We start from the raw sequence: 22,348 nt of genomic DNA, 5'->3' as shown, positions 1-22,348 counted from the left end.
GTTAAACTCGACAGGACGAAGCTTAACGATGACTTGGGAAAAAAACAACGAGATTTTAACAAAAGTAAGGATTTATTTTGTAATGTGCTGCCGCCCGGAAACCCTTGCCACATAAGGCCTTCAGATGTTTTCGCACGGCAATGATTGGCGTTCTGGTGTAAGCATCTCAGCCCCAGATTTGCTAACCGAAACCGGGTAGCCCTGCACCTTTGTTCAGCCTGTCGACTTGTATTATTGTTGCGAGGCAATAGGATTGATTTCCGTGCAGAAAACTTCCAGCGCCCGCCGGGCAGGTGTGTGTGAATGTTAGACTCCTGACACCTTCCATCTTCCCTGTGCCGCATGCGACAGCGCAACGTCTCCCCCGCCTATTCTCCCGTCGATTGGGGGCGCACGGTCTTGTCCGCCGCGCTGGCTGCACTGGTGTATTACCTGCTGGCCAGTCCCGCTGCCAATATTGCCCAGAGCACGACGCTGGCCGCGATCGCCTGGCCAGCGCCAGCGTTCATGATCGCGTTGCTCTGGCGCAAGCCTGGTCGCACCTGGCCACCTTATCTGCTGGCGGTGTTCATTGCGATGATGCTGGTCGGTCACCGCGATCCATTGCCCGCGCCGGTCGATGCCGGCTTTGCCTTGCTGGACGTGATCGAGATCGTGGCGTGTCTGCTGATAGGCCGCCGCTGGGTGGCACGCGATGGCCAGTTCGATACCTTGCGCAGGTTGACGCGTTTCGTGTTGCTGCTGCCGGTGCTGGTGATGTTGCTGGTCTCGGCTGCCGGCGCCACGCTGGCGTTCTCGGCCATGGGCGGCAGCTGGTTCGACGAGTGGCGCACGCTGTTAGTAGGGAATGGTCTGGCGATCCTGGTGTTGGCGCCCACGCTGCTGACCTGGTCGCAGCCGTCGCATCGCCCGGCTGTCATTGGCGTCGGCACCCGCGGCATTGACCTGCCGTCGCTCATCGGTGTGCTGATCGTGGCCGGTGGACTGCTGGCCAGTGTCGTCTTCGATTTCTCGCCGGAGATGCTGCGCGTATGGCTGTCGCTGGCGCTGGCCGGCGCAGCGCTGTATGGCGGCATGCGCAGTGCCACATTGACCATGAGCGTTGCCGCCGTGCTGGCGGTGCTGCTTACCCTCTATGACTACGGGCCCTATCGGCAAGATGGGCTGGGCAGCACCTGGAGCCTGCAGGTCGACCTGGCCGGTCTGGCGATGCTGGGCTTTTTCGTGGCGGTGGCGGTGCGCGAGCGTCAGGCGCTGTCGGCGCGCATGGAGCAGATGCGGCGTTTTGAATCGCTGGGCTTGATGGCCGGCGGCATTGCGCATGATTTCAATAACGTGCTGGGCGCCGCCGGCGGCTATGCCGAGCTGGCCCAGGACCGTCTTGACCCGGCCTCGCCGGCGGCCGCGCCACTGAACGAAGTGATGTTGGCGGTGGCGCGCGGCCGCGACCTGACCGAACAGATTCTGCTGGCGGCACGCCGCGGCGATCGCCAGCGCGTCATGGTCGACCTGCGCGATGCGGTCGGCGAGGCGGTGCGACTGGCGCGGCCATTATGCCGTCCCGGGATCGAGATCGAATTCACGCCGCCAGCGCTGCCATTGGTGGTGCATGCCCACCCCACGCAACTGACGCGGGTAGCGTTGAACCTGGTGCGCAATGCCAGCCAGGCCGCACGCTCGCGCGTGGTGGTCAGCCTGCAGGGCGGCGATGCGCCGCTGGGACCAGTGCTGATCGGCGCGCCGCCGCCAGACCTGGCGTTGTGGCTGGATGTGGCCGACGATGGCACAGGTATCGCGCCAGAAAACATGTCGCGCCTGTTCGATCCATTCTTCTCCACCCGCACGGGCGCGGGCGAGAAGGGCACCGGCCTCGGCCTGGCGATTGTGGCCGGCATCGCCACCGAGCATGATGGCGCGGTCGCTGTCACCAGCAGCCCGGCTGGCACCATGTTTCGCCTGTTGCTGCCGGCCGCGCCGACGGGTAGCGTGGCATCGCCGCCGGCGGCTGCAGCTGTTGTGTCGCAAGACGCAGCATCCACGCCACTGGGCCAGGGCGAATGCGTGTTCGTGGTGGACGACGACGATGCCCAACGCGCATTGCTCGAAGAGTCGCTGGCGGCAATGGGCTTCGAACCCATCGGCTTTGCCGATCCGCAGGAGGCATTGCGCGAATTCGCGGTCGAGCCGCAGGCGGTCGACTTGCTGGTGACCGATCTCGACATGCCGCACTTGCGTGGTGATGCCCTGTTGACGCAGGTGCTGGCGCTCAGGCCCGGGATGCCGGCGCTGCTGTGTTCCGGCAACGCCCAGGCTGCGCAGCTCGCGGCAGGTCTGCAGATGCCAATAGTTAGCAAGCCGTTTGAACAGGCGGCCTTGCGCTCAGCCATCGCTGCGGCGCTGGCGACGGCGCAAAAACAATAAAGTGAGAAAAAAGGAAAACCGATGAACGCTCCCCTTTCACCCAAGATCCTGGTCGTGGATGACGACCATCAGATGCGCAAGTTGCTCATCGAGTACCTGAGCGGACACGGCATCACCGCCGACGGCGCCGGCACGGTGGCCGAAGCGGTCGCCGCCGTCAAGGCCAAGACCTACGACATGGTATTGCTCGACCTGGGGCTGCCCGATGGCGACGGCGCCGATCTGGCGCGTCAATGGCGTCGCGACACCACGATGTCGATCATCTGCATCACCGGTCGCAATGAAGAGGCCGATCTGGTCATGGGCCTGGAGCTGGGCGCCGACGACTATGTCACCAAGCCGTTCTCGCTGCGTGAAGTGCTGGCCCGCATGCGCGCTGTGCTGCGCCGCGCCGGGCATGGCGTGCAGGCGCCACCGGTGACACGGGGTAATCACCCGCGTGCCTATCGCTTCGGCGGTTGGGACCTGAACCTGAACACCCGCAAGCTGGTGGCGCCGGATGCGCGCGTGGTCAGCCTGACCAATGCCGAATTCAATCTGCTGGTGGTTTTCTTGAGCGCCCCGGGCCGCATCATTTCGCGCGAGCACCTGTTAGAGAGCACACGCGCGTTCGATGAAGTCTACGACCGCGCGGTCGATGTGCAGATTCTGCGGTTGCGGCGCAAGCTCGAGAGCGATCCCAAGAACCCGACCTTGCTCCGCACCGAGCGCGGCGCCGGGTATTTTCTGGACACAGAGATCGAGACGATCTGGGAGTGATCGGGTTCACGATCAACGCCTGACGCCCGATCCGGCGCCTGCCGTCCGGGCAGGCGCCGGGGGCGCCTTCGCGGTTCCGATGCGACGTCATTGCCGTGGGCATTATCTGCTTAGCGCATGCGCAAGTAGTAGCTACCCTGATAGTTCTTATCGACATTCTCCTTGGAGTCGAGCTCAAAGCTGATCGACGGCAGCTCTCCGAATGAAAACTGTTCTTGGAGTGCCAGCAGCCATGCGCGAAAGTCCCTCTCGACTCCGATCAGCGCGCCCGCCTCAGCGTGTTCCCTGGCATCTTGTTCGGTGACAAAGAACACCCAGACAGCAACCCACGTATCTGCCCGGAGAATCTCAAAATCGGCGATCGGGAGGGACTTTCCTTCCCCCCCTTCCAGGGCACGTATCATGGCTTGTTCGAGCGCAACTTGCGGCGGATATTGGGTCATGGCAGTACCTTTAAGACCTGGGAATTGATCAGAGTGCAGTGCCGGAGGCGCGCTGCTGAATACGGACACGCATTCATTGATTCCGGTGATCAGATACTCTTTTGTATCAGTGAACAGTTCTGACATGCAGGTGCCTGCGCGTGCTAGCTCTTGATCCCGCCAGCCACCTTCCTGGATATGAAAAAGCCACCCACTGGGTGTTGAACAGACGGGCCAGTATTCCATGAGTTCGCGTTCATCAAGCACCCTGAAACCCAGCGTATCTGCGAAGACCACGATACATCCCGATGCGCCGCTTAGATCAACCACATGAATCTTCAGTCCATCTGACGGTTCATACGCTATGCGCGTGATTTCCGTTCCGCGCGCAAAGACGAACTGGGATTCCAGGGGATGTGCAATAACTTTTTTCATGGCATCTTTATAGCAGTTCTCGCATGTAGGCGTTCAGCCCGGCGACCAGCGCTGCGAAGGTGACCGCGCAGCGTGGACTTGCCCGTAGATCCTCATGCATTGCCACCCAGGTGTCCAGCTTGAGTGAGAACTGTCTGGGCAGAAGATGGACCAGGTCCGTGTCCTTTGCCGCCAGTGCGACCTGGCAGATGCCAATGCCGAAGCCGGCGCGAATGGCGGCCAGTTGCGCCAGGTCGCTGTCGGCGCGAAACGTCAGGTTGGCGCGCGAGAACCAGGGAAATTGCGCCTGAAACTTGCGAATGTAGGCGCTTTCGTTATCGAAACCGATGAGAGCATGCCCCGACAGGGCATCGATCGAACCCGGCGTGCCGTGCGCCGCCAGATAGCGTCTGTGTGCATGCAGTCCTACTTCGATACCCCCCAGTCGTTTGGCGATCAACGCATCCTGCGCCGGCTTGAACATGCGCACGGCGATGTCGGCTTCGCGTTGCAGCAAGTCGTCGGCGCTATTGGACATGACCAGTTCGATGTTCAGCGCAGGATGTTCTTCCTTGAGTGCGGTCAGGATGGGAGGCAGGATTTCCACGCTGACGATTTCGCTGGCGGTCAGCCTGACCGTGCCGCGAACGCCAATGCCATGGCTGCTGGCCACGCGCCGCAGGGCCGATGTGGTGGCTGAGATGCCGGCCGCATAGGGTTTGAGTTCAAGCGCCGCATCGGTCGGAGAAAAGCCGTCGAAGGAACGCACGAACAGTTTTAGTCCCAATGCCGATTCCAGGTTGTCGATGTGACGACCCACGGTCGGTTGCGTCAATCCCATCTCTCGCCCTGCCGCCGATAGCGACCCGGTATCCATTACCTTAAGGAAGGTCCTGTACCACTCCCAGTTTGGTTCGGCATCGGCCATGCTATTCATTTATTTATAGGGGGAAGGCTAATTTAGGTAATTTTCATTTAAGTGTCAATTTTGCATACTGGCGCTCTGTAACGACAACCATGCAAGGAGCCGCCCCATGTCCAAGATCGCCCTGTTCGGCGCCGCCGGCGCTATCGGTAACAGTATTGCCGCGACGCTTGCTGCCCTCGGTCTGCCTTATCGTGTCGTCGGTCGCAGCGAAGCGAACTTGCGGCGGGCATTTGGCGCAGACCCGCTGGCGGAAATCGTCACATGGAATCCCGATTGTCCGGCGTCCGTAGAAGCCGCAGCGCGCGGCATCGACACGCTGATTTATCTGGTCGGCGTCGATTACACACGGTTCGACCTGCACCCTGAGCTGATGCGCAAGACCCTGGCGGGCGCGGTCAGTGCGGGTGTGCGCAATATCATCATGATCGGCACGGTGTATCCCTATGGCGTGCCGCAGTCCCTGCCTGTGCGAGAAGATCATCCGCGCCAGCCGCACACCTTCAAGGGCCGCATGCGCAAGGCCCAGGAAGATCTGCTGATGCAGGCCCATGCGGAAGGGCGCATCCATGCCGCCGTGCTGCGCCTGCCCGACTTCTATGGCCCGGGTGTCGAAGCCAGTCTTCTGCATGGGGCCATCAGGGCCGCCGTCCATGGCGGTGCTGCGGACATGGTGGGGCCGCTCGACCGTGCGCATGAGTTCGTCTTCGTGCCTGACGTCGGGCCGGTGGTGGCAAGGCTCATCAACACCCCCGAGGCATTCGGCAAGGTCTGGCACCTGGCGGGAGCCGGCGTCACGACGCAGCGGGAGTTGATCGCCGAGTTGGAACGTCAGACCGGCCGGAAGCTGAAGACGCGGGTGGCCGGCAAGACCATGCTGCGTCTGGTCGGCCTGTTCAATCCGTTCATGCGGGAGATGGTAGAGATGCACTACCTGCTGACCCGTCCGGTGATCATGGACGATTCAGCCCTTCACGAATTAATCGGACCGATTAAAAAGACGCCTTATGCGGAGGGCATACGGGCTTGCTTGAGTGGCGTGTCGTAACGGCGATCGGCCTCAGGATGACGGTTGGTTTTTTAGCGTAATTCGATCGTGTCTGCTGATCAAAATTTACGGCATTGTGGTAAAAAAGCAAAAAAAAATTAGAAAGTGCTAATTTATAATTCCCCAAAAAAAATTATCAATTTGTTAGTGAAAATTTACAGCCCGGGGGAAATGTGGCCAAAACTAATGTCGTTCGTGATGAACTTGTTGATCCGGTTCAACGTCTAGGCCGCAAGGCGTGTAAGTCGCAAGCACCGGTACGCTTGGGCCAGTTGTCTCTACTGAGCCTGGCGATCGCTGCCAGTTTTATCCCGCTGAGCGCGCAGGCTGCCTGTTCCACTGGCGGTTCCTTTACGTCTACCGCGAGCGGCACCCAGATCTGGGGCGCGAACGATTGTTCCATTTCCGCCGGCGTCAGCATCTCCGGAGGATCGCCGGCACTGGCGGCGACGGCAAGCGTCGGCACTCTTACCAATAACGGCGTCATTCGCGGCGGCGAAACCGGTTTTCGTGTCAACAGCACGTTCACGGTGGGGCTCGTCACCAACAATGGCACGATATCGAGCAGTTCGTCATATGCCATCAGAAACCAAGGTACTATCGGCACATTGACGAACAGCGGTTTGATCAGCGGTCCGTACAGTGGTGTTTATAATGACGGCTCGGCATCGATCACTTTGCTCAATAACCTCGCAGGTGGAGTCATTTCGAGTGGTAACGTCGCCATTACCAACAACTCTAACAACAGGATATCGACCCTGACCAATGGCGGGTCTATCGCAGGCGGCAACTCTGGCGTCTACAATGGTTCCCTGAGCGTTATCGGTACCCTGACCAACAGCGGCACCATTGCCGGTGGCAACTACGCAATTCAGAATTACTCGAGCGGCACCATCTCCGCGTTGAGCAATACCAGCACGGGGCTTATCAGTGGCATCAGGGCTATCTACAACCTTGCCACCATCACCTCGCTGTCCAATAGCGGCACCATCAATGGCACTGCTACCGGTATCTATAACGGTGGCACCGGCACCATCACATCGCTGCTCAATAGCGGCACCATCACCGGCACGACCTACGGTATCCAGACAGATAACGGTAGCAATATCACCTCGCTGGAGAACAGCAGCACAGGGATAATTCGGGGGGGCACCGCAATCCTGGCCGGCAATCTCACGCCCTCGGGTACGATTACCGTCGGTACCCTGACCAATGCCGGGACCATCACGGGAACCACCAACGTCGGTGTTGGCACCAGTGCCAACGGCACCATCGCCAGCCTGAGCAACAGCGGCGTCATCACCGGCGCCCTCGGCGGGATCGGCAATGCAGGCAGTATCGGCACGCTGGTCAACAGCGGCACTATTTCAAGCACTGGCTATGCCGTCTATAACGCAGCGACCGGCACCCTTGGCCCCATTTCCAATAGTGGCTTGATCGCTGGCACGATCGCAAACCTTTCTACCCGCGACCAAACCATCAATGGCGGCAGCGGCGCCACCTTTGGCACCCTGACTGGCAGCAGTGGCGCCATTACTTCCGGTGCCATGGGTTCAATCATCAGCACCTCCGCGAACCTGGTTTTCGGTAGCGGCAACATATTGCTCAACGACAATATCAACGTCGGCTCCCGCACGGTCAGTAATGTTGGCAGCACCTTGCAGTTGAACAATCACGCCACCATTACCGGTAATTACAGCCAGGGCGCCAGCGCCAAGTTGCTCATCGGCGTCAATGATGGTGCGACCGCAACCGGCCTCGCCAGCAATACCGGCTACGGCTATCTCTATGTGCAGGGTAATTCGACGATTGCCTCGGGCTCGACGATCGGCTTGACCAAGACTAACAGCTACGCATTTGCCAACGGCCAGAAATACGTGGTGCTGATTACCACGGGTACGGCCAATTACAGCACCAGCAGCTTGAATTATTCGCTGACCGGCTTCACCGTGACGGGCGCAAATGTGGTGGACGGCGGCAATACCAATCTGGTACTGACATTAGGTAGCAGCAGCACCGGCGGTAACAGCAGCACCGGCGGTAACAGCAGCACCGGCGGTAACAGCAGCACCGGCGGTAACAGCGGCACCGGCTCGACCGCGGTGAGCAATTTTGCGACAACCCCCAATGCCGTGTCTGCCTTGAGGAGCTTGAACAACTATAACGGCGCCAACGTCAGCCTGCTGAATGTATTCAATGCGACTGCGGCACTGGGATCGACCGCTGCGGCCAACAAGGCCGGCGCAGTATTGAGCCCGACCGCTAATACGGTGGCGGCAACGCAGTCGTCGACGGCGGCCACCACTCAGGTGCTCAATGTCGTGGCGGCCCACGTGGATGGCTTGCGGGTAGCGCAGGCGTCGGGCGGAAGCGGTATTTCCACCGGTGAAGCGGCCAATGACTGGGCCGTTTGGGGACAGGGTTTCGGTGGCTCTGCGCACCAAGATATGCGTGACAATGTCAGCGGTTTCCGCTCCAGCTATACCGGCCTCGTGCTGGGTGCCGACCGTATGGTCAGCCAACGCTGGCGCGTCGGCGCATTGCTGAGTTATGCCAGCAATTCCATCAGCGGACGCGATGACAACACAGGCAGTTCATCTCATGTCAATTCGTATGGCCTGATGGGTTATGGCGGCTACGCTGCCGATGATTGGTATGTGGATGTGGTGGCAGGCGCCATCCGGCACAAGTACGACTCCACGCGTGCGATTGATTTCAGTGGTTTCTCCGGCATGGCCAATGGCCGTTTCAACGGTACGCAATATGCAACTTCCGTACAGGCAGGCATGCCGCTCAAGCTCGACGGGGTCTGGGCACGTACCGTCTTGACGCCAATTGCCGGTCTCGGCTACAGCATCACGCGCCAAGGCGGCTATACCGAAACCGGCGGCAATGGTGCTGCACTGAACGTGAACGGAAGCAAGAACAGTTCGCTCAAGAGCGAACTGGGCATCAAGCTGGAACGTTCATTCACCACCACCTATGGCGACGTGGTGCCGGCCGCACAAATCAGCTGGCGTCACGAGTTCCATGATCGCGCCTTGCAATCGGTGTCTTCGTTCGCTGCGGACTCGACCGGGTCCACCAGCTTTACCAGCACCGGTGCCACGCCTGTGCGCGATACCGCAGTATTGGCGCTGAGCGCAACGCTGGTTCGTCGCGACAATCTGAGCGTGGTGGCGCGTTATACCGTCGAAGCGGGTTCTGGCTATACCGGCCAGACTGGCGACGTGCGTCTGCGCTACCAGTTCTGAGTAAGTTCGTGGCTCCCGCCGGCATCAACGGTGGGAGCCTATCCCTTCCGTACGCCATATTCGCTGCTCCGCGCTGCGCCAGCCACGCCAAAGAAGTCCGTGGAGCACGGTAGCGCATCAACGCCTGAAATCGCTTTAGAATGAGGCCCGGACAGTAGTTGGGCGAACAAAAATCGCACGCTGGTGTGGTTCCGTTTCTTGTCGAAACGCTCATTTGTTGGCATTGCATGTTCCCGTTGTGCGGAACTTCTGAAAATGAACAATTTCCCATTCGCAAACCAGATCACCATTCCCGAGGCGCTCAAGCGCGCCTATGCGCACTGGAATGCCGGACAAGCGCCAATGGCCGAGCAGCTTGCCAGGCAGGTATTGCAAATGGCGCCGTACCAGCCGGATGCCTTGCATTTGTTAGGTTTGATGGCGCATGCCTATGGCAAGCCCGACCTGGCCCTCGATTACTTGCGCCGAGCATGTGCAGCAACGACTGCATCGGCCTCTTATTGCAGCAACCTGGCCGAAGTCTGTCGTCAGCAGGGGCTGCTGACAGAGGCCGAGAAGGCCGCCCGGCGGGCCGTGGCGCAAGACCCGAATCTGATTGCCGGCTGGACCAACCTGGGCATCATTCTTCAGGAAAGTGGCAAGCTCGATGCCAGTCTGGAATGCCTGCAGCGCGTGTGCGCGCTGCAACCGGCCAATCCGGAAATCCATAATAACCTCGGCAATACCTACAAGCTTCTCAACCAGTTGGACGCGGCGCAAGCCAGTTACCGGCAGGCGCTGGCGCTGCATCCGAACTATCCGGAGGCGCACAGTAATCTGGCCTTCCTGTTGTGCGATTTGGGTCGTTTCGATGAAGCCGCCGTAGCCGCAGAGATGGCCATCGAACTCAACCCGCATCTGGCGGATGCGTACCTCAATCTGGCCGAGATCGAGATATCGCGCCTGCGCTATGTCGACGCGTTGCGGCACCTCAATGCATTGATGGCTTTTGCGCCGCAGCATCCTGGTGCATTGGCCGCACGAGCGCAGGTGCTGATCAAGACAGAGCGCCCCCAGGACGCGCTGGCGTGCGCGCGTCAGGCGGTCAGCGTGGCGCCTGACAATGCCAGGGCGCACAATACCTTAGGCCGTGCGTTGCAGGCATTGGATCAGCATGAGCAAGCGCTGAACAGTTTCGACCAGGCCGCAGCATTGCCAGGCACGGTGACGGAAGAGGCCATGACGGCACGCGCGCTCCTGCTTCTGGAAATGGGCGACAAGGAGGCCGCCATTGCAGCCTTCGATCGCACGCTGGCGCAATTTCCTGAATCGATACGCGTGACGATGGCGCGCGTCGACACCAAGACTTATCGTGCTGACGATCCTGATATCGCACTAATGGAAGCTGCGCTGACACACGCGATCAAGCCGACCCTCAATGACCAGATGGGTTTGCATTTTGCGTTGGGCAAGGCCTATCTCGACAGCGCCAATTCCGAACGCGCTTTTTATCATCTCGATCGCGGCAATGCGATCAAACGCGATGTCGTGGTGTATGACGCAGAGAAGACGGGGCAGTGGATGCGTCAGATTGCGGCTACCTTTACCCCTGAATTGATGGACAAGTTCAGGCGCGCTGGTGCGGCATCCGATCGTCCGGTGTTCATCGTCGGCATGCCGCGTTCCGGCACCACGCTGGTAGAGCAGATTCTTGCGTCACATGCCGACATTTTTGGCGCGGGAGAACTGAGCGCGTTGCGTTTTGCAGTCGATGGGGTGGGCAGTTTCCCGGATGATGTGGCGCGCTGGGGGGCGGAAGATTTTGCCCGCGTCGGGCGTGCCTATTTATCCCGTGTCGACGATCTGGCGCCCCACGCGCTGCGCCTGGTCGACAAGATGCCGGCCAATTTCCTCTATGCCGGGCTGATTCCACTCGTCCTTTCTGGTGCGCGCATCATTCACTGCCGTCGCGATGCGGTCGATACCTGCTTGTCGTGCTACAGCAAGCATTTCGCAGGCGAACAGCTGTTTTCTTACCGGCAAGACGAACTGGGCGTGTTTTATCGAGACTACCAATTCTTGATGGAAAGCTTGCGCGAGGTATTGCCGCAAGATCGCTTCATCGAAGTCGATTATGAAGACGTAGTCGACGACCTGGAGGCCCAGGCAAGACGATTGATCGCTTTTGTCGGCCTGCCATGGGACGATGCCTGTCTCGACTTCCACAAGACCAGTCGGGTGGTGCGCACTGCCAGCGTGAGTCAAGTGCGGCAGCCGATCTACACGACCTCGAAAGGTCGTTGGCGTCGCCATGCCGCATATCTCGGGCCGCTGCTGAGCGCCCTCGGGATCGATCAATCCAGCCTCGACAAAGCTGAGCCTGCGTAAGCACGGCGCTCCCAGTTCCATTCGATTGCGCCGCCATCCAAAAACGTGTGTACGAGCGTTGGCGCAGAAACAAAAAGCCCGCTGCTCTTTCGAGTCAGCGGGCTTTTCGGACGACGCCGCATACGCATGTTGCACATGCAGCGACGGGTATCTGGTGGTGATAGGTGGACTTGAACCACCGACCCCAGCATTATGAGTGCTGTGCTCTAACCAACTGAGCTATATCACCAGAAGCAAGCCCGCAACTATAGGTTAGTCTGGTCGGGCTGTCAATGCCTCAGGCGCACCTTCCGCAAAAATTCTACTCAGACGCCTGCGTGTGTTGAGCATGTTGCACTTGCTGCAACACCTGCGCCGTGGCATCGGGTGCATTGCAGTCGATGACGATGCGATCCGGCATCGAGCGCAGCCAGGTCAACTGGCGCTTGGCCAACTGGCGGGTGGCGGCGATGCCCTTGTCACGCAGCGCCTCGGCGTCGATCTCGCCGTCCAGGTATTCCCAGGCCTGCCGGTATCCCACGCATCGCATCGACGGTAGTCCAAGGTGAAGATCGCCGCGGGCGCGCAGGCTCTCTACCTCGTCCAGCAAGGCGCCGCCGCGCAGCATCAGGTCGAAACGCAATGCGATGCGGGCATGCAATACAGATCGATCAGCCGGTTCCAGCGCCAGCGGCAGCAACCTGAACGGCAGCGGTTGCGATTGTTGCTGCGACAGCAACGACGACATCGGCTTGCCAGTTAATAAGCTGATCTCCAGCGCACGCTGGATGCGCTGGCTGTCGTTCGGCTTGAGCCGTTGCGCCGTCACCGGATCGAGCTCGGCCAGCCGGGCGTGCATGGCGGGCATGCCAAGGCGTGCCGCCTCTTCATCGAGCTGCGCACGCAATGCGGGGTCGGCCTGGGGCAGTTCGTCCAGTCCGTCGCGCAGTACCTTGAAGTACAGCATGGTGCCGCCCACCAGCAAGGGCAGGCGTCCGCGGGCGGTGATTTCTTGCGTCAGGCGCAATGCATCCTGGCGGAATTGCATGGCCGAATAAGCCTGGCCGGGATCGAGGATGTCGATCAGGTGGTGCGGCACGCTGTCCAGTTCGGCGCGGGTCGGCTTGGCGGTGCCGATGTCCATGCCGCGATAGACCAACGCCGAATCGACCGAGATGATTTCGCACGGAATGTGGCGCGCCACTTCAAGCGCCGCCGCCGTCTTGCCGGAGGCGGTCGGGCCCATGATGGCCACGGCCAGGGGAAGCTTGTCCATCTTACTGGCCGCGCAAGAACAGTTTGTCGAGGTCCGACAGCGCCATCTGGCTCCAGGTCGGCCGGCCGTGATTACACTGGTCGGCCCGCTCGGTGGCCTCCATCTGGCGCAGCAGGGCGTTCATCTCGGGCAGGGTCAGGCTGCGATTGGCGCGCACGGCGGTGTGGCACGCCAGCGTGCCCAGCAATTCGTTGCGCCGTTCCACCAGCACCCGCGAGCCGCCATACTCCCGTACGTCGCGCAGCACGTCGCGCGCCAGCGATTGGGCGTCGGCGTTCTTGAGCAGCGCCGGCACCGCGCGCACCGCCAGCGTGGTGGGCGACATCACGGCGATGTCGAAGCCCAGCGCCGAGAGCGTCTGCTGATGCTCTTCGGCGGTGCCGACCTCGACCGCGTCAGCGTAGAAGGTGACCGGGATCAGCAACGGCTGGACGAACATCTCGTTGCCGTCCAGCGCATTCTTGAGTTGCTCGTAGAGGATGCGTTCGTGCGCCGCATGCATGTCGACTACCACCAGCCCGCTGCTGTTCTGGGCCAGCACGTAGATGCCGTGCAGCTGCGCCAGCGCAAAGCCCAGCGGGAATTCACCCGAAGGCAGTTCGGGCGCGGGCTGCGGTGCAGGTGCCGGGTTCGGCGCGGGGCGGAACATGGCGCCATAGGCCTGCACATCCTGGCGCACGCCCGAGGCGTCGCCGCCGAACGAAAACGGTCGCGCCGGAGTGGCGCCGAACTGGGTCGGCAGGCTGGCCTGTTGCGCCGTGTTGCCGATCCAGGGCAGCGCTGCGCTGGGCGCGGCTTGCGGCGCCGGGGCCTGGCCGAACGAGGTGGCCGAGGTCGCCGCCAGCGCGCGCGATACCGCATGGAACACGAACTGGTGCACGCTGCGGCTGTCGCGAAAACGCACTTCGATCTTGGATGGATGGACGTTGACGTCGACCAGCGCCGGGTCGAGTTCGAGCGCCAGCGCATAAGATGGATAACGGTCGCCGTGCAGCACGTCCTGATAGGCGGCGCGCACCGCGTGCATCAGCAACTTGTCGCGCACGAAGCGGCCATTCACATAAAAGTACTGGGCGTCGCCGCGCGCCTTGGAGGCGGTCGGCAAGCCGACAAAGCCGTGCAGCCGCAAAGGGCCGGCGCTTTCTTCGAGGGGCAGGCGGGCGTTGGCGAAGTCGTCACCCAGGATATGCGCGCTGCGCTTGGCAAATTCGCCCACGTTCCAGTGGTCGATGGTCTTGCCGTTGTGCGACAGCGAAAAGCTGACATCCGGGCGCGCCAGGGCGATCCGGCGGACCACTTCGGCGCAGTGGCCGTATTCGGTCTGTTCGCTCTTCAAGAACTTGCGGCGCGCCGGGGTGTTGAAGTACAGGTCCTGCACATCGATGGTGGTGCCGGTCGCGCCCGAGGCCGGTGACACCGTGCCGTGGTGCGAGCCGGTGAGTTCCCATGCATGCGCGGCGTCGGCGGTGCGGGTGGTGACCGTCAGTTGCGCCACCGAGGCGATCGAGGCCAGCGCTTCACCCCGAAAACCCAGCGTGCCGACGTTTTCCAGGTCGACCAGCGAGGCGATCTTGGAGGTGGCATGGCGGGCCAATGCCAGAGGGAGTTGCTCGGGGGGAATGCCGCGACCGTTGTCGGTGATGGCAATGCGCTTGACGCCGCCTTGCTCCAGTCGCACCGTGATCTGGGTGGCGCCGGCGTCCAGCGCGTTTTCCAGCAGTTCCTTGACCACGGCAGAGGGCCGTTCGATGACCTCGCCGGCGGCTATCTGCGAGATCAGCTGGTCTGGCAGGGCCTGGATCGGGCGAGGGGCGTCTTGCGTCGAGGAGGGGGAGGGAGCGAACGGTGCATTCATGGCGCGATTATAACGCCGACGGCCCAGGCATTTGCGTGGGCCGCCAGCGCGCCGGACTGCCGGCGATCAGAGCCGGAAGGTGCTGACCGCGTCGGCCAGGCGTACCGCCTGCTGCTGCAGCGACTGGGCAGCGGCAGCGGCTTCTTCGACCAGCGCGGCGTTCTGCTGGGTGGTCTGGTCCATCTGGGCGATGGCACGGTTGATCTGGTCGATGCCGTCGCTCTGCTCGCGGCTGGCGGTGGTGATCTCGCGGATCACGGTCGACACCCGCTGCACGCTGGAGACCACGTCGCTCATGGTGCTGCCGGCCTTCTGCACCAGCTGCCCGCCGTTGTCGACGGTGTGCACCGAGGCATCGATCAGTTCCTTGATTTCCTTGGCTGCCACGGCGCTGCGCTGGGCCAGCGTGCGCACTTCGGAGGCTACCACCGCAAAGCCACGACCCTGTTCGCCGGCGCGGGCCGCTTCCACCGCCGCATTCAGCGCCAGGATATTGGTCTGGAAGGCAATACCGTCGATCACGCTGATGATGTCGACGATGCGTTGCGACGAGGTATTGATGGCGGTCATCGTGTCGACCACCTGGTTGACCACTTCGCCGCCCTGGCTGGCCACGCTCGATGCGCTGTCGGCCAGGTGATCGGCTTGCTGGGCATTGTCGGCGTTCTGCTTCACGGTCGAGGTCAGTTGCTCCATGGCCGAGGCGGTCTCTTCGAGCGCGCCGGCCTGCTGCTCGGTGCGCGAGGACAGGTTGAGGTTGCCGGCGGCAATCTCGCTGGCGGCGGTATTGATCTCGTCGGTGCCCGAGCGCACGCTCGCCACCACCGCCGACAAGCCTTCGCTGATGCCGTTGAAGGACTGCATCAGGCGACCGATCTCGTCGCCACGGGTGACGTGCAGGCGGGTGCTCAGGTCGCCGCTGGCGATGCGGTCGGCCGCAACGCAGACGGCGTCCAGCGGGCGCGACACCATGCGCCGCACCATCACCGTCAGGATCACCGCCAGCAAGGCCAGGAACAGCAAGCCGAAGCCGATGAAGGTGTTGCGCATGGTCTTGACTTCACGGGTGATCTCGTCGACGTAGGTTTCGCCGGCGATCAGCCAGTTCCAGGCGGGATAGCGGGTGAAGGCGACGATCTTTTCGCGGCCATCGGCGGCGGTGTAGCGCAGCGTGCCCTTTTCTTGCTGCAGCACTGTGCGCAGGTATTCCTGGCCACTGGCGTCCTTCAGCTCGAGCAGGCTGGCGCCTTCTTCCTTGCCTTCGCGCGGGGCGCCGGCAATCATGATGCCCAGTTCCTTGCCGGGACGGGCATTGAGTACATAGAAGAAGCCGGTGTCGCCGATCTTCAGTGCCTTGATCTTGTCGCGCAAGGCCTTGACGTTGGGCGAGATGTCGATGCCGACGTACAGCGCGCCGACGATGCGGTTGCCGGCATCCTTCACCGGCACGTACTTGGTGATGTACTGCTTGCCGAACAGCGTCGCCAGCCCGGTGTAGGGGCGGTCTTCACGCAGCGCGGCGTAGCCGGGGTGGGCGCGGTCGAGCAGGGTGCCGATGGCGCGCTCGCCGTTTTCTTTCTTGAGGGAGGTCGACACCCGCACGAAATCATCGCCGGTCTTGGCAAAGATGGTGGCCGATACGCCGGTCTCGGCAGTGAAGCGGTCGGGGATGGCGAAGTCGAGGTTGAGGTCGCGGCCGGCGCTCTGGAAGGCAGGCGTGGCGCGGTCGCCGATCTGGATGGTGCGGGCTTCGTCGAGCGTGAACGCGCCGGGGAAATCGTTACCAAACATGGTCGAGAAACGGTCGACCTGGCTGGTGACCGAGTGATCGAACATTTCGACCATGTGCGACACGCTGCGCGCCTCGTTGGACATCTGCTCCACCGAGCGTTGCTCGATCATGCGCGAAGACGAGTAAGTAATCAGGAACAGCGCAATGATGAATACGGCGCCGACCAGCGCCACGGTCAGGGCGGTAAGCCTGGTACCGACCGAACGGTTCGACAGGAGGGAACGCGTGCGCACGGCAGAAACGGACGATTCAATAGCCATAGCTGTTGTTGTTATTTAAAGTAAAGAAAACGAGGATTCATTTAGTCATGCGGCGCAGGTGCGACCAAGGCATGACTGTTAGGCGGTAACTTGCTGCTTGCTGTTAGTGCGCTTCGATGCGCTATCCCCCCAGGTGCATGGATTTCGGTTGCATGATCAATCAGCGGCCGGCGAGGGCAGTGCCGGTCGGGTAAGGATTGCCTGGATGGCGCGAGCACATCTGGGGAGAGCGCATCCGCGTCAAATCATCGAATCTGCTGGGGGATGGCGAAGTATAGCCAGCCGTTACTTGATATGGATCAATTACTTTTGATGTTTGCGCTCACATTGAGCGTCGCTGTTGTATTTTTATCGCGGCGATATGGATTTGACAATGCCTATCAGCGATCAAGTCGAAGTATTTGTGATTATTTCGTTAGTTTTTTGCGCACTCAGTAACTATCTTGCAACACCATCGGCGATTGGGTGGCGAGAGAAATTCCTAAGCCAGTCTTCCAATGCTTCTGCTGACAGCGGGCGCGAAAAATAATAACCCTGCGCCACGTCGCATCCCTGTTGTTGCAGCAGCAGGCATTGTTCGAGTTCTTCGACGCCTTCGGCTACCACGGTCAGTTTGAGGCTTTCGCCAATCCGAATGACGGCGTTGGTGAGCGCGCTGACGGTCTCGTCCTTGGCCATGTCGCGCACAAAACTCTGGTCCAGCTTGAGTTCGCCTACGGGCAGCTTGCGCAGGTAGCCCAGGCTGGAGTAGCCGGTGCCGAAGTCGTCCATGGCCAGTGGCACGCCCATCTCGTGCACCGCCGCGATGGTGCGGTTGGTGCTGGGGTTGGTGTCCATCAGGACGGTTTCGGTAATTTCGATGCACAGATCGCTGGGCGAGAGCGCATGGCGCTGCAACAAGTCGCCCAGGAACTGCGGCAGTTCCAGGTCGTGGAAATTGGTGGCCGACAGGTTGACCGATACCGATGGCACCTGGATCCCGCGCCGGCGCCAGTCGGAGAGCTGGAAGCAGGCTTCCTCGAGCGCCCATTTGCCGAGTTCGCCGATCAGGCCGCACTCTTCGGCAATCGGAATGAAGCGCCCCGGCGAGATATTGCCCAATTGCGGATGCGGCCAGCGTGCCAGCGCCTCGACACCGTGCAATCCACCATGCCGGAGATGGATCTGCGGCTGGTAATGGAGCACGAAGTCGCCCCCGCGCAAGGCGTCGCGCAGCGCACCTTCCAGCGCCAGGCGCTCCTGAGCCATGCTGTTCATCTCGTCGCTGAAGAAGCTGAAGCGACCACGGTTGACCGCCTTGGCCTGGTACATCGCCATATCGGCCCGATGCAGCAGGGTTTCGATGTCGCTGCCATTGGCCGGAAACATGGCCACGCCGATGCTGGCCGATGGATTGAGCGGCGTGCCGTTGATGTGGCAGGGCTCGCACAGATGGTCCTGGATGCGCTTGACGACATCGGTCAGGTGGTTGGCATCGTACTGGTTGAGCACCACCACGAATTCGTCGCCCGACAGGCGACCGACGATATCCGAACGGCGCGCCTGGACCTGCAGTCGCGTGGCCACGGTGCGCAACAGCTCATCGCCGGCCTGGTGCCCCAGCGAGTCGTTGACCTGCTTGAAACGGTCGAGATCGATGAACAGCACCGCCACCGTGCTGTGGCTGCGTTCGGCCGCCGCAATCGCCTGGCCCGCCTGCACCAGCAGCAGCGCCCGGTTGGGCAGGCCGGTGAGGGCGTCGTAGAACGCCAGCTGGTGGATTTTTGCGCGCGAGGCTTCGCGTTCGATGGCCAGGGCGCACAGGTGCAGGCCGGCGTCGACCAACAGCCGGTGGAAGGCGTTCGGGTGGCGCGGCATCCGATAATAAAAGGCAAAGGTGCCGATCACGCGGCCGTCGGCGGTCTTGATCGGGGTCGACCAGCAGGCGCGCAGGCCGTGCTGGCGCGCCAGTTCGCGATAGTCGGTCCAGCGCGGGTCGGTCTCGATATCGTCCACCGATACCGGCTGGCCGGTGAAGGCGGCGGCGCCGCAACTGCCCATGAGGGGGCCGATCTGCAGGCCATCCAGCGCGCGGTTGAATGTCTCCGGCAGGCTGGGGCCGGCCAGGGTGTGCAGCCGCCCCTGGTCATCGACCCGCTGGATCGAGGCCAGCACGTCCGGCGCCACGCGTTCGACTTCTTCGCACAGCAGGTTCATCTGCTCGGCCAGCGACGAGTCGCGCGCCATCGCATTGAGCACCTTGTACTGCAGGACTTCATGCACCTTGGTATTAGTGATGTCGGTCATCACGCAGACCGCATTGATCAGCTTGCCTTCGCCATCGAGGATGGGGTTGACCACCGCCGACATCCAGAGCGGCTGGTCGTGCATGTCGTGGATCAATTCTTCGGTGTGGTAACTGCGCCCGGCCAGCAGTTCGCTATGGCAGGCTTCGATCGAGCGCACGAACGAAGGATAGTTGACGAACAGTTCATGCGGCTTCTTGCCGATGGCGTCCTGGGCCTGAAAGCCCAGCATGCGGGTAAAGCCGATGTTATGGAAGACGATCCGGTTCTGGTCGTCGGTGATGATCACCGCGTTGTCGGTCTCGTTGATGCCCAGCGATAACAGGTGCAGATGCTCGCGGTCCTTGACTTCGCGCGTGACGCGGTAGGTCACGTCGGCGCCGATGCAGATGACCTTGATCGGGTGTCCATGGGCGTCGAGCACCGGCGAATAGGTGGCTTCCCACCACACGGTGCGGCCGTTGCGGGCGCGCCGCTGGAACCGCCCCGAAAAGAAGCGGCCGCAGCAGACGTCACGCCAGAAGGCGGCATATTCGGGGCTGTTGGCGTAATCGTCGTGGCAAAGCAGGCTGTGTGGCTGGCCAATCAGTTCGGCCGCCAGATACTGCATGGTCTTGAGGTAATTGCTGTTGGCGCCCAGGATAATGCCATCGGCCGTGAATTCGACCACCCCCAGCGAGCGGTTCAGTGCGTTGAGCACGCTGTGGGTCTGTTGCGAATCGTCGATGTGGGCCGTGATGTCGGCGGCCACCGAAATGACCTTGAGCAACTGGCCCTGGTCGTCGAGCATCGGGCTGCAGATGGCTTCCAGCCACAAGGTGGTGCCGTCGCTGCGGATGCGTTGCAGGGTGCCCGAGATGACTTCGCCGCGCTGCAGGTGGCGCCAGAAATCCTGGTATTGCTCGGTGGTGACGTAGGTCGCGTCGCACAGCACCCGATGATGCTGGCCGACCAGCTCGTGGCGCTCGTAGCCGAGCAGGCGCAGGAAGTTGTCGTTGACCTCGAGCAGCGTGCCATCGGCGGCGAACTCAAGCATGGCCATGGAACGAGACAGCGCCGCCAGCAAGGCGCCGCGTTCGTCGCCGGATTGCTGGCGATTCAATTCAGTGATGAACGGCCCGTTCTCATGCATCGCCGCTTTCCCCCTTGCTTGCTTGGTCGGTGGCGATGCAATTCTCCGGTGAGCATCGCTGCTGCTGATCATAAGTCATTTTTACATTCTGGCGCATCGACGAGAAAGTTGCCATGTGGAATTGACTTAGAACTGTTCCCAATCACCCGCATCGTCGTTGGCCGGCTTTGACTGCAGGGCCGGCTTGGCAGGCTTGGCGGGTAATGCCACGGATGGCCGCGCCTTGACTGGCGCCGGCTTGGGCGGTGTCGCGGTGTTCTTGACCGGCGTCACCGGCGCGGCCGGTGCGCGCGGGGCGGCAGTCCTGACCGGGGCTGCGTGGTTGTCGAGCTTGAACACGCTGACCACTGCCGTGAGACGGTTGGCCTGGTCCTGCAGCGATTGCGCCGCAGCGGCGGCCTGTTCGACCAGCGCGGCGTTTTGCTGCGTGGTCTGGTCCATCTGCGACACGGCATGGTTGACCTGCTCGATGCCGTCGCTCTGCTCCTGGCTGGCCGATGAGATCTCGCCCACCACGTCGGTGACCCGGCGCACGCTGTCGACCACCTCGTTCATGGTGATGCCGGCCTGCTCGACCAGGCGGCTGCCGTTGCCGACCTTTTCCACCGAGTCGTCGATCAGCCCCTTGATTTCCTTGGCGGCTGCCGCAGAACGCTGCGCCAGCGAGCGCACTTCGGAGGCCACCACCGCAAAGCCGCGCCCCTGCTCGCCGGCGCGGGCCGCTTCCACCGCAGCATTGAGGGCCAGGATATTGGTCTGGAAGGCAATACCGTCGATCACGCTGATGATGTCGACGATCTTGCGCGACGACTCGTTGATCGAGCCCATCGTCTGCACCACCTCGCCCACCACGTTGCCGCCCTGGGCCGCCACGTCGGAGGCTGAAGCGGCCAGCTGGTTGGCCTGGCGGGCGTTGTCGGCGTTCTGTTTGACGGTGGAGGTCAGTTGTTCCATGGCCGAGGCGGTTTCTTCCAGCGAGCTGGCCTGTTCTTCGGTACGCGAGGACAGGTCGAGGTTGCCGGTGGCGATCTCGCCCGACGCGGTGGTAATGGTGTCGGTCGATTCGCGCACCTGCAGCACGATCTTCTGCAGGTTGCCATTCATGCTCTGCAATGCCGTGAGCAGCTCGGCGGTTTCGTCGCGGCCGCTGACCTCGATGCGGCTGGTCAGGTCGCCTTCGGCCACGGTGCGTGCCAGGCGCACGGCGTGGTTGAGCGGCTGTGTGATGCTGCGGGTCAGGACCCAGGCCACCGCCACGGCAAAGGCGATCGCCAGCAACATCAGGCCCAGCGTGAGATTGCGCGCACTCTCGTACTGCGCGCGTACGGCGGCGGCCGAATCCTGCATCAGCTGATCCTGGAACTTCACCAGCGCAGCCACCTTGTCGAGGTAACTGGTGCGCAGGCCCTGCTCGGCCGGCGCGTACATGGCGGCGATGGCTTCGTCGCGCCGCCCGTCCTTGATGAGCTGGGCCAGCTTGTCGCTACTGGCGATGTAGGCCGTGCGCGCCTGCTGGATTTCATTGAAGATGCTGCGTCCGCCGGCGCTGTTGATGGTCTTGTCGAGCCCCTGCATGTCGGCACCGATCTTGGTGATGGCCTTGGCGATGATGGCCTGCTGTTGCTCCAGCTGGGTTGGGTCGGACATGAGTAACAGGTTGCGCACGGCGCGCAGGATCACGTTTTCCTGCAGGATCACGTCATTGGCCAGTACCGTCTTGGGGTAGGCGCCGGTGGTCACCTCTTGCATGCGCCGGTCGAGCTCGGCCATGCGCGTCAATCCCAGCACCCCGACGCCGACCAGCAATATCACCATGATCGCGAAGCCCATCCCGAGGCGAACGCCGATTCTTGTGTTCTTGAGGTTAAGGCTCAACATATTTCCCCTGGTATTTGTAATGTTATGCGCGTATTCAAAACTCGCGTTTATGGTTATCGGACGACTGCCCCTGATTCTGAAGTCCTGTCAGGTGCTTTATCAAGGGTTAACCGACTGTGCTTGAAAGCCGACGAAAAACGGCAAAGGGATGGCAGGAGTGTTGGTGTATTATTCTTCGTCGGGATGGCGCGCCGTGCGTCATCCGGCGCTGTTGCCGACAAGGGAAGGCCGGGTCGGTCAGCAAGGGGGCGCCGGCAGGTGATGGTTTAGAGACGATTGGG

The 22,348-nt window shown here is 61.7% G+C and carries 12 protein-coding genes and 1 tRNA gene; 5 read left to right on the top strand and 8 right to left on the bottom strand.

The window, feature by feature from the left end:
- Positions 1–342 precede the first annotated feature (342 nt).
- Positions 343–2,421, top strand: coding sequence for an ATP-binding protein (locus LBW87_RS13705; RefSeq protein WP_225202046.1), 2,079 nt, complete (start codon positions 343–345; stop codon positions 2,419–2,421).
- A 21-nt stretch (positions 2,422–2,442) separates the two neighbouring features.
- On the top strand, positions 2,443–3,180 hold the full coding sequence (locus LBW87_RS13700) for a response regulator (RefSeq protein ID WP_225202045.1): 738 nt from the start codon (positions 2,443–2,445) through the stop codon (positions 3,178–3,180).
- A 110-nt stretch (positions 3,181–3,290) separates the two neighbouring features.
- Here the strand turns inward: LBW87_RS13700 and LBW87_RS13695 are convergent, their stop codons facing one another.
- The gene (locus LBW87_RS13695; protein ID WP_225202044.1) at positions 3,291–4,037 is read right to left on the bottom strand and encodes a hypothetical protein; all 747 of its coding nucleotides are present in this window, start codon (positions 4,035–4,037) and stop codon (positions 3,291–3,293) included.
- Between the two features lie 7 nt (positions 4,038–4,044).
- Positions 4,045–4,944 (bottom strand): LysR family transcriptional regulator, encoded by a 900-nt coding sequence (locus LBW87_RS13690; protein ID WP_225202043.1) that lies wholly within the window; start codon positions 4,942–4,944, stop codon positions 4,045–4,047.
- A gap of 106 nt (positions 4,945–5,050) precedes the next feature.
- On the opposite strand from LBW87_RS13690, the gene LBW87_RS13685 reads away from it, so the two are divergent.
- From LBW87_RS13685 to LBW87_RS13675, 3 genes are all read left to right on the top strand, one after another.
- The gene (locus LBW87_RS13685) at positions 5,051–5,989 is read left to right on the top strand and encodes an NAD-dependent epimerase/dehydratase family protein (RefSeq protein ID WP_225202042.1); all 939 of its coding nucleotides are present in this window, start codon (positions 5,051–5,053) and stop codon (positions 5,987–5,989) included.
- A gap of 263 nt (positions 5,990–6,252) precedes the next feature.
- Complete coding sequence (locus LBW87_RS13680; RefSeq protein ID WP_225202041.1) at positions 6,253–9,243, top strand: autotransporter domain-containing protein; 2,991 nt, start codon at positions 6,253–6,255, stop codon at positions 9,241–9,243.
- A gap of 255 nt (positions 9,244–9,498) precedes the next feature.
- Complete coding sequence (locus LBW87_RS13675; protein WP_225202272.1) at positions 9,499–11,610, top strand: tetratricopeptide repeat-containing sulfotransferase family protein; 2,112 nt, start codon at positions 9,499–9,501, stop codon at positions 11,608–11,610.
- Positions 11,611–11,762: 152 nt separating this feature from the next.
- Here the strand turns inward: LBW87_RS13675 and LBW87_RS13670 are convergent.
- The 6 genes from LBW87_RS13670 to LBW87_RS13645 all read right to left on the bottom strand — a co-directional run bounded on the left by LBW87_RS13670 (position 11,763) and on the right by LBW87_RS13645 (position 22,067).
- Positions 11,763–11,839: transfer RNA gene (locus LBW87_RS13670), tRNA-Met, on the bottom strand.
- 72 nt (positions 11,840–11,911) lie between these two features.
- Entirely contained in the window at positions 11,912–12,865 is a 954-nt protein-coding gene (gene miaA, locus LBW87_RS13665) for a tRNA (adenosine(37)-N6)-dimethylallyltransferase MiaA (protein WP_225202040.1), read from the bottom strand.
- A 1-nt stretch (position 12,866) separates the two neighbouring features.
- A complete protein-coding gene (mutL, locus tag LBW87_RS13660) occupies positions 12,867–14,720 on the bottom strand; it encodes a DNA mismatch repair endonuclease MutL (RefSeq protein WP_225202039.1) in 1,854 nt (617 codons plus the stop codon).
- A gap of 66 nt (positions 14,721–14,786) precedes the next feature.
- The gene (locus LBW87_RS13655; RefSeq protein ID WP_225202038.1) at positions 14,787–16,772 is read right to left on the bottom strand and encodes a methyl-accepting chemotaxis protein; all 1,986 of its coding nucleotides are present in this window, start codon (positions 16,770–16,772) and stop codon (positions 14,787–14,789) included.
- A gap of 438 nt (positions 16,773–17,210) precedes the next feature.
- Positions 17,211–20,189 carry an EAL domain-containing protein gene (locus LBW87_RS13650; protein WP_225202037.1) on the bottom strand — a complete coding sequence of 993 codons (2,979 nt, stop codon included), beginning with the start codon at positions 20,187–20,189 and terminating at the stop codon, positions 17,211–17,213.
- Positions 20,190–20,315: 126 nt separating this feature from the next.
- A complete protein-coding gene (locus LBW87_RS13645) occupies positions 20,316–22,067 on the bottom strand; it encodes a methyl-accepting chemotaxis protein (RefSeq protein ID WP_225202036.1) in 1,752 nt (583 codons plus the stop codon).
- Between the last annotated feature and the right edge of the window lie 281 nt (positions 22,068–22,348).

Source organism: Herbaspirillum sp. alder98, from assembly GCF_020179755.1.
Taxonomy (GTDB): Bacteria; Pseudomonadota; Gammaproteobacteria; order Burkholderiales; family Burkholderiaceae_D; genus Herbaspirillum.
The sequence above is the reverse complement of the archived record's forward strand: the minus strand, read 5'-3'. Positions and strand labels throughout refer to the sequence as shown.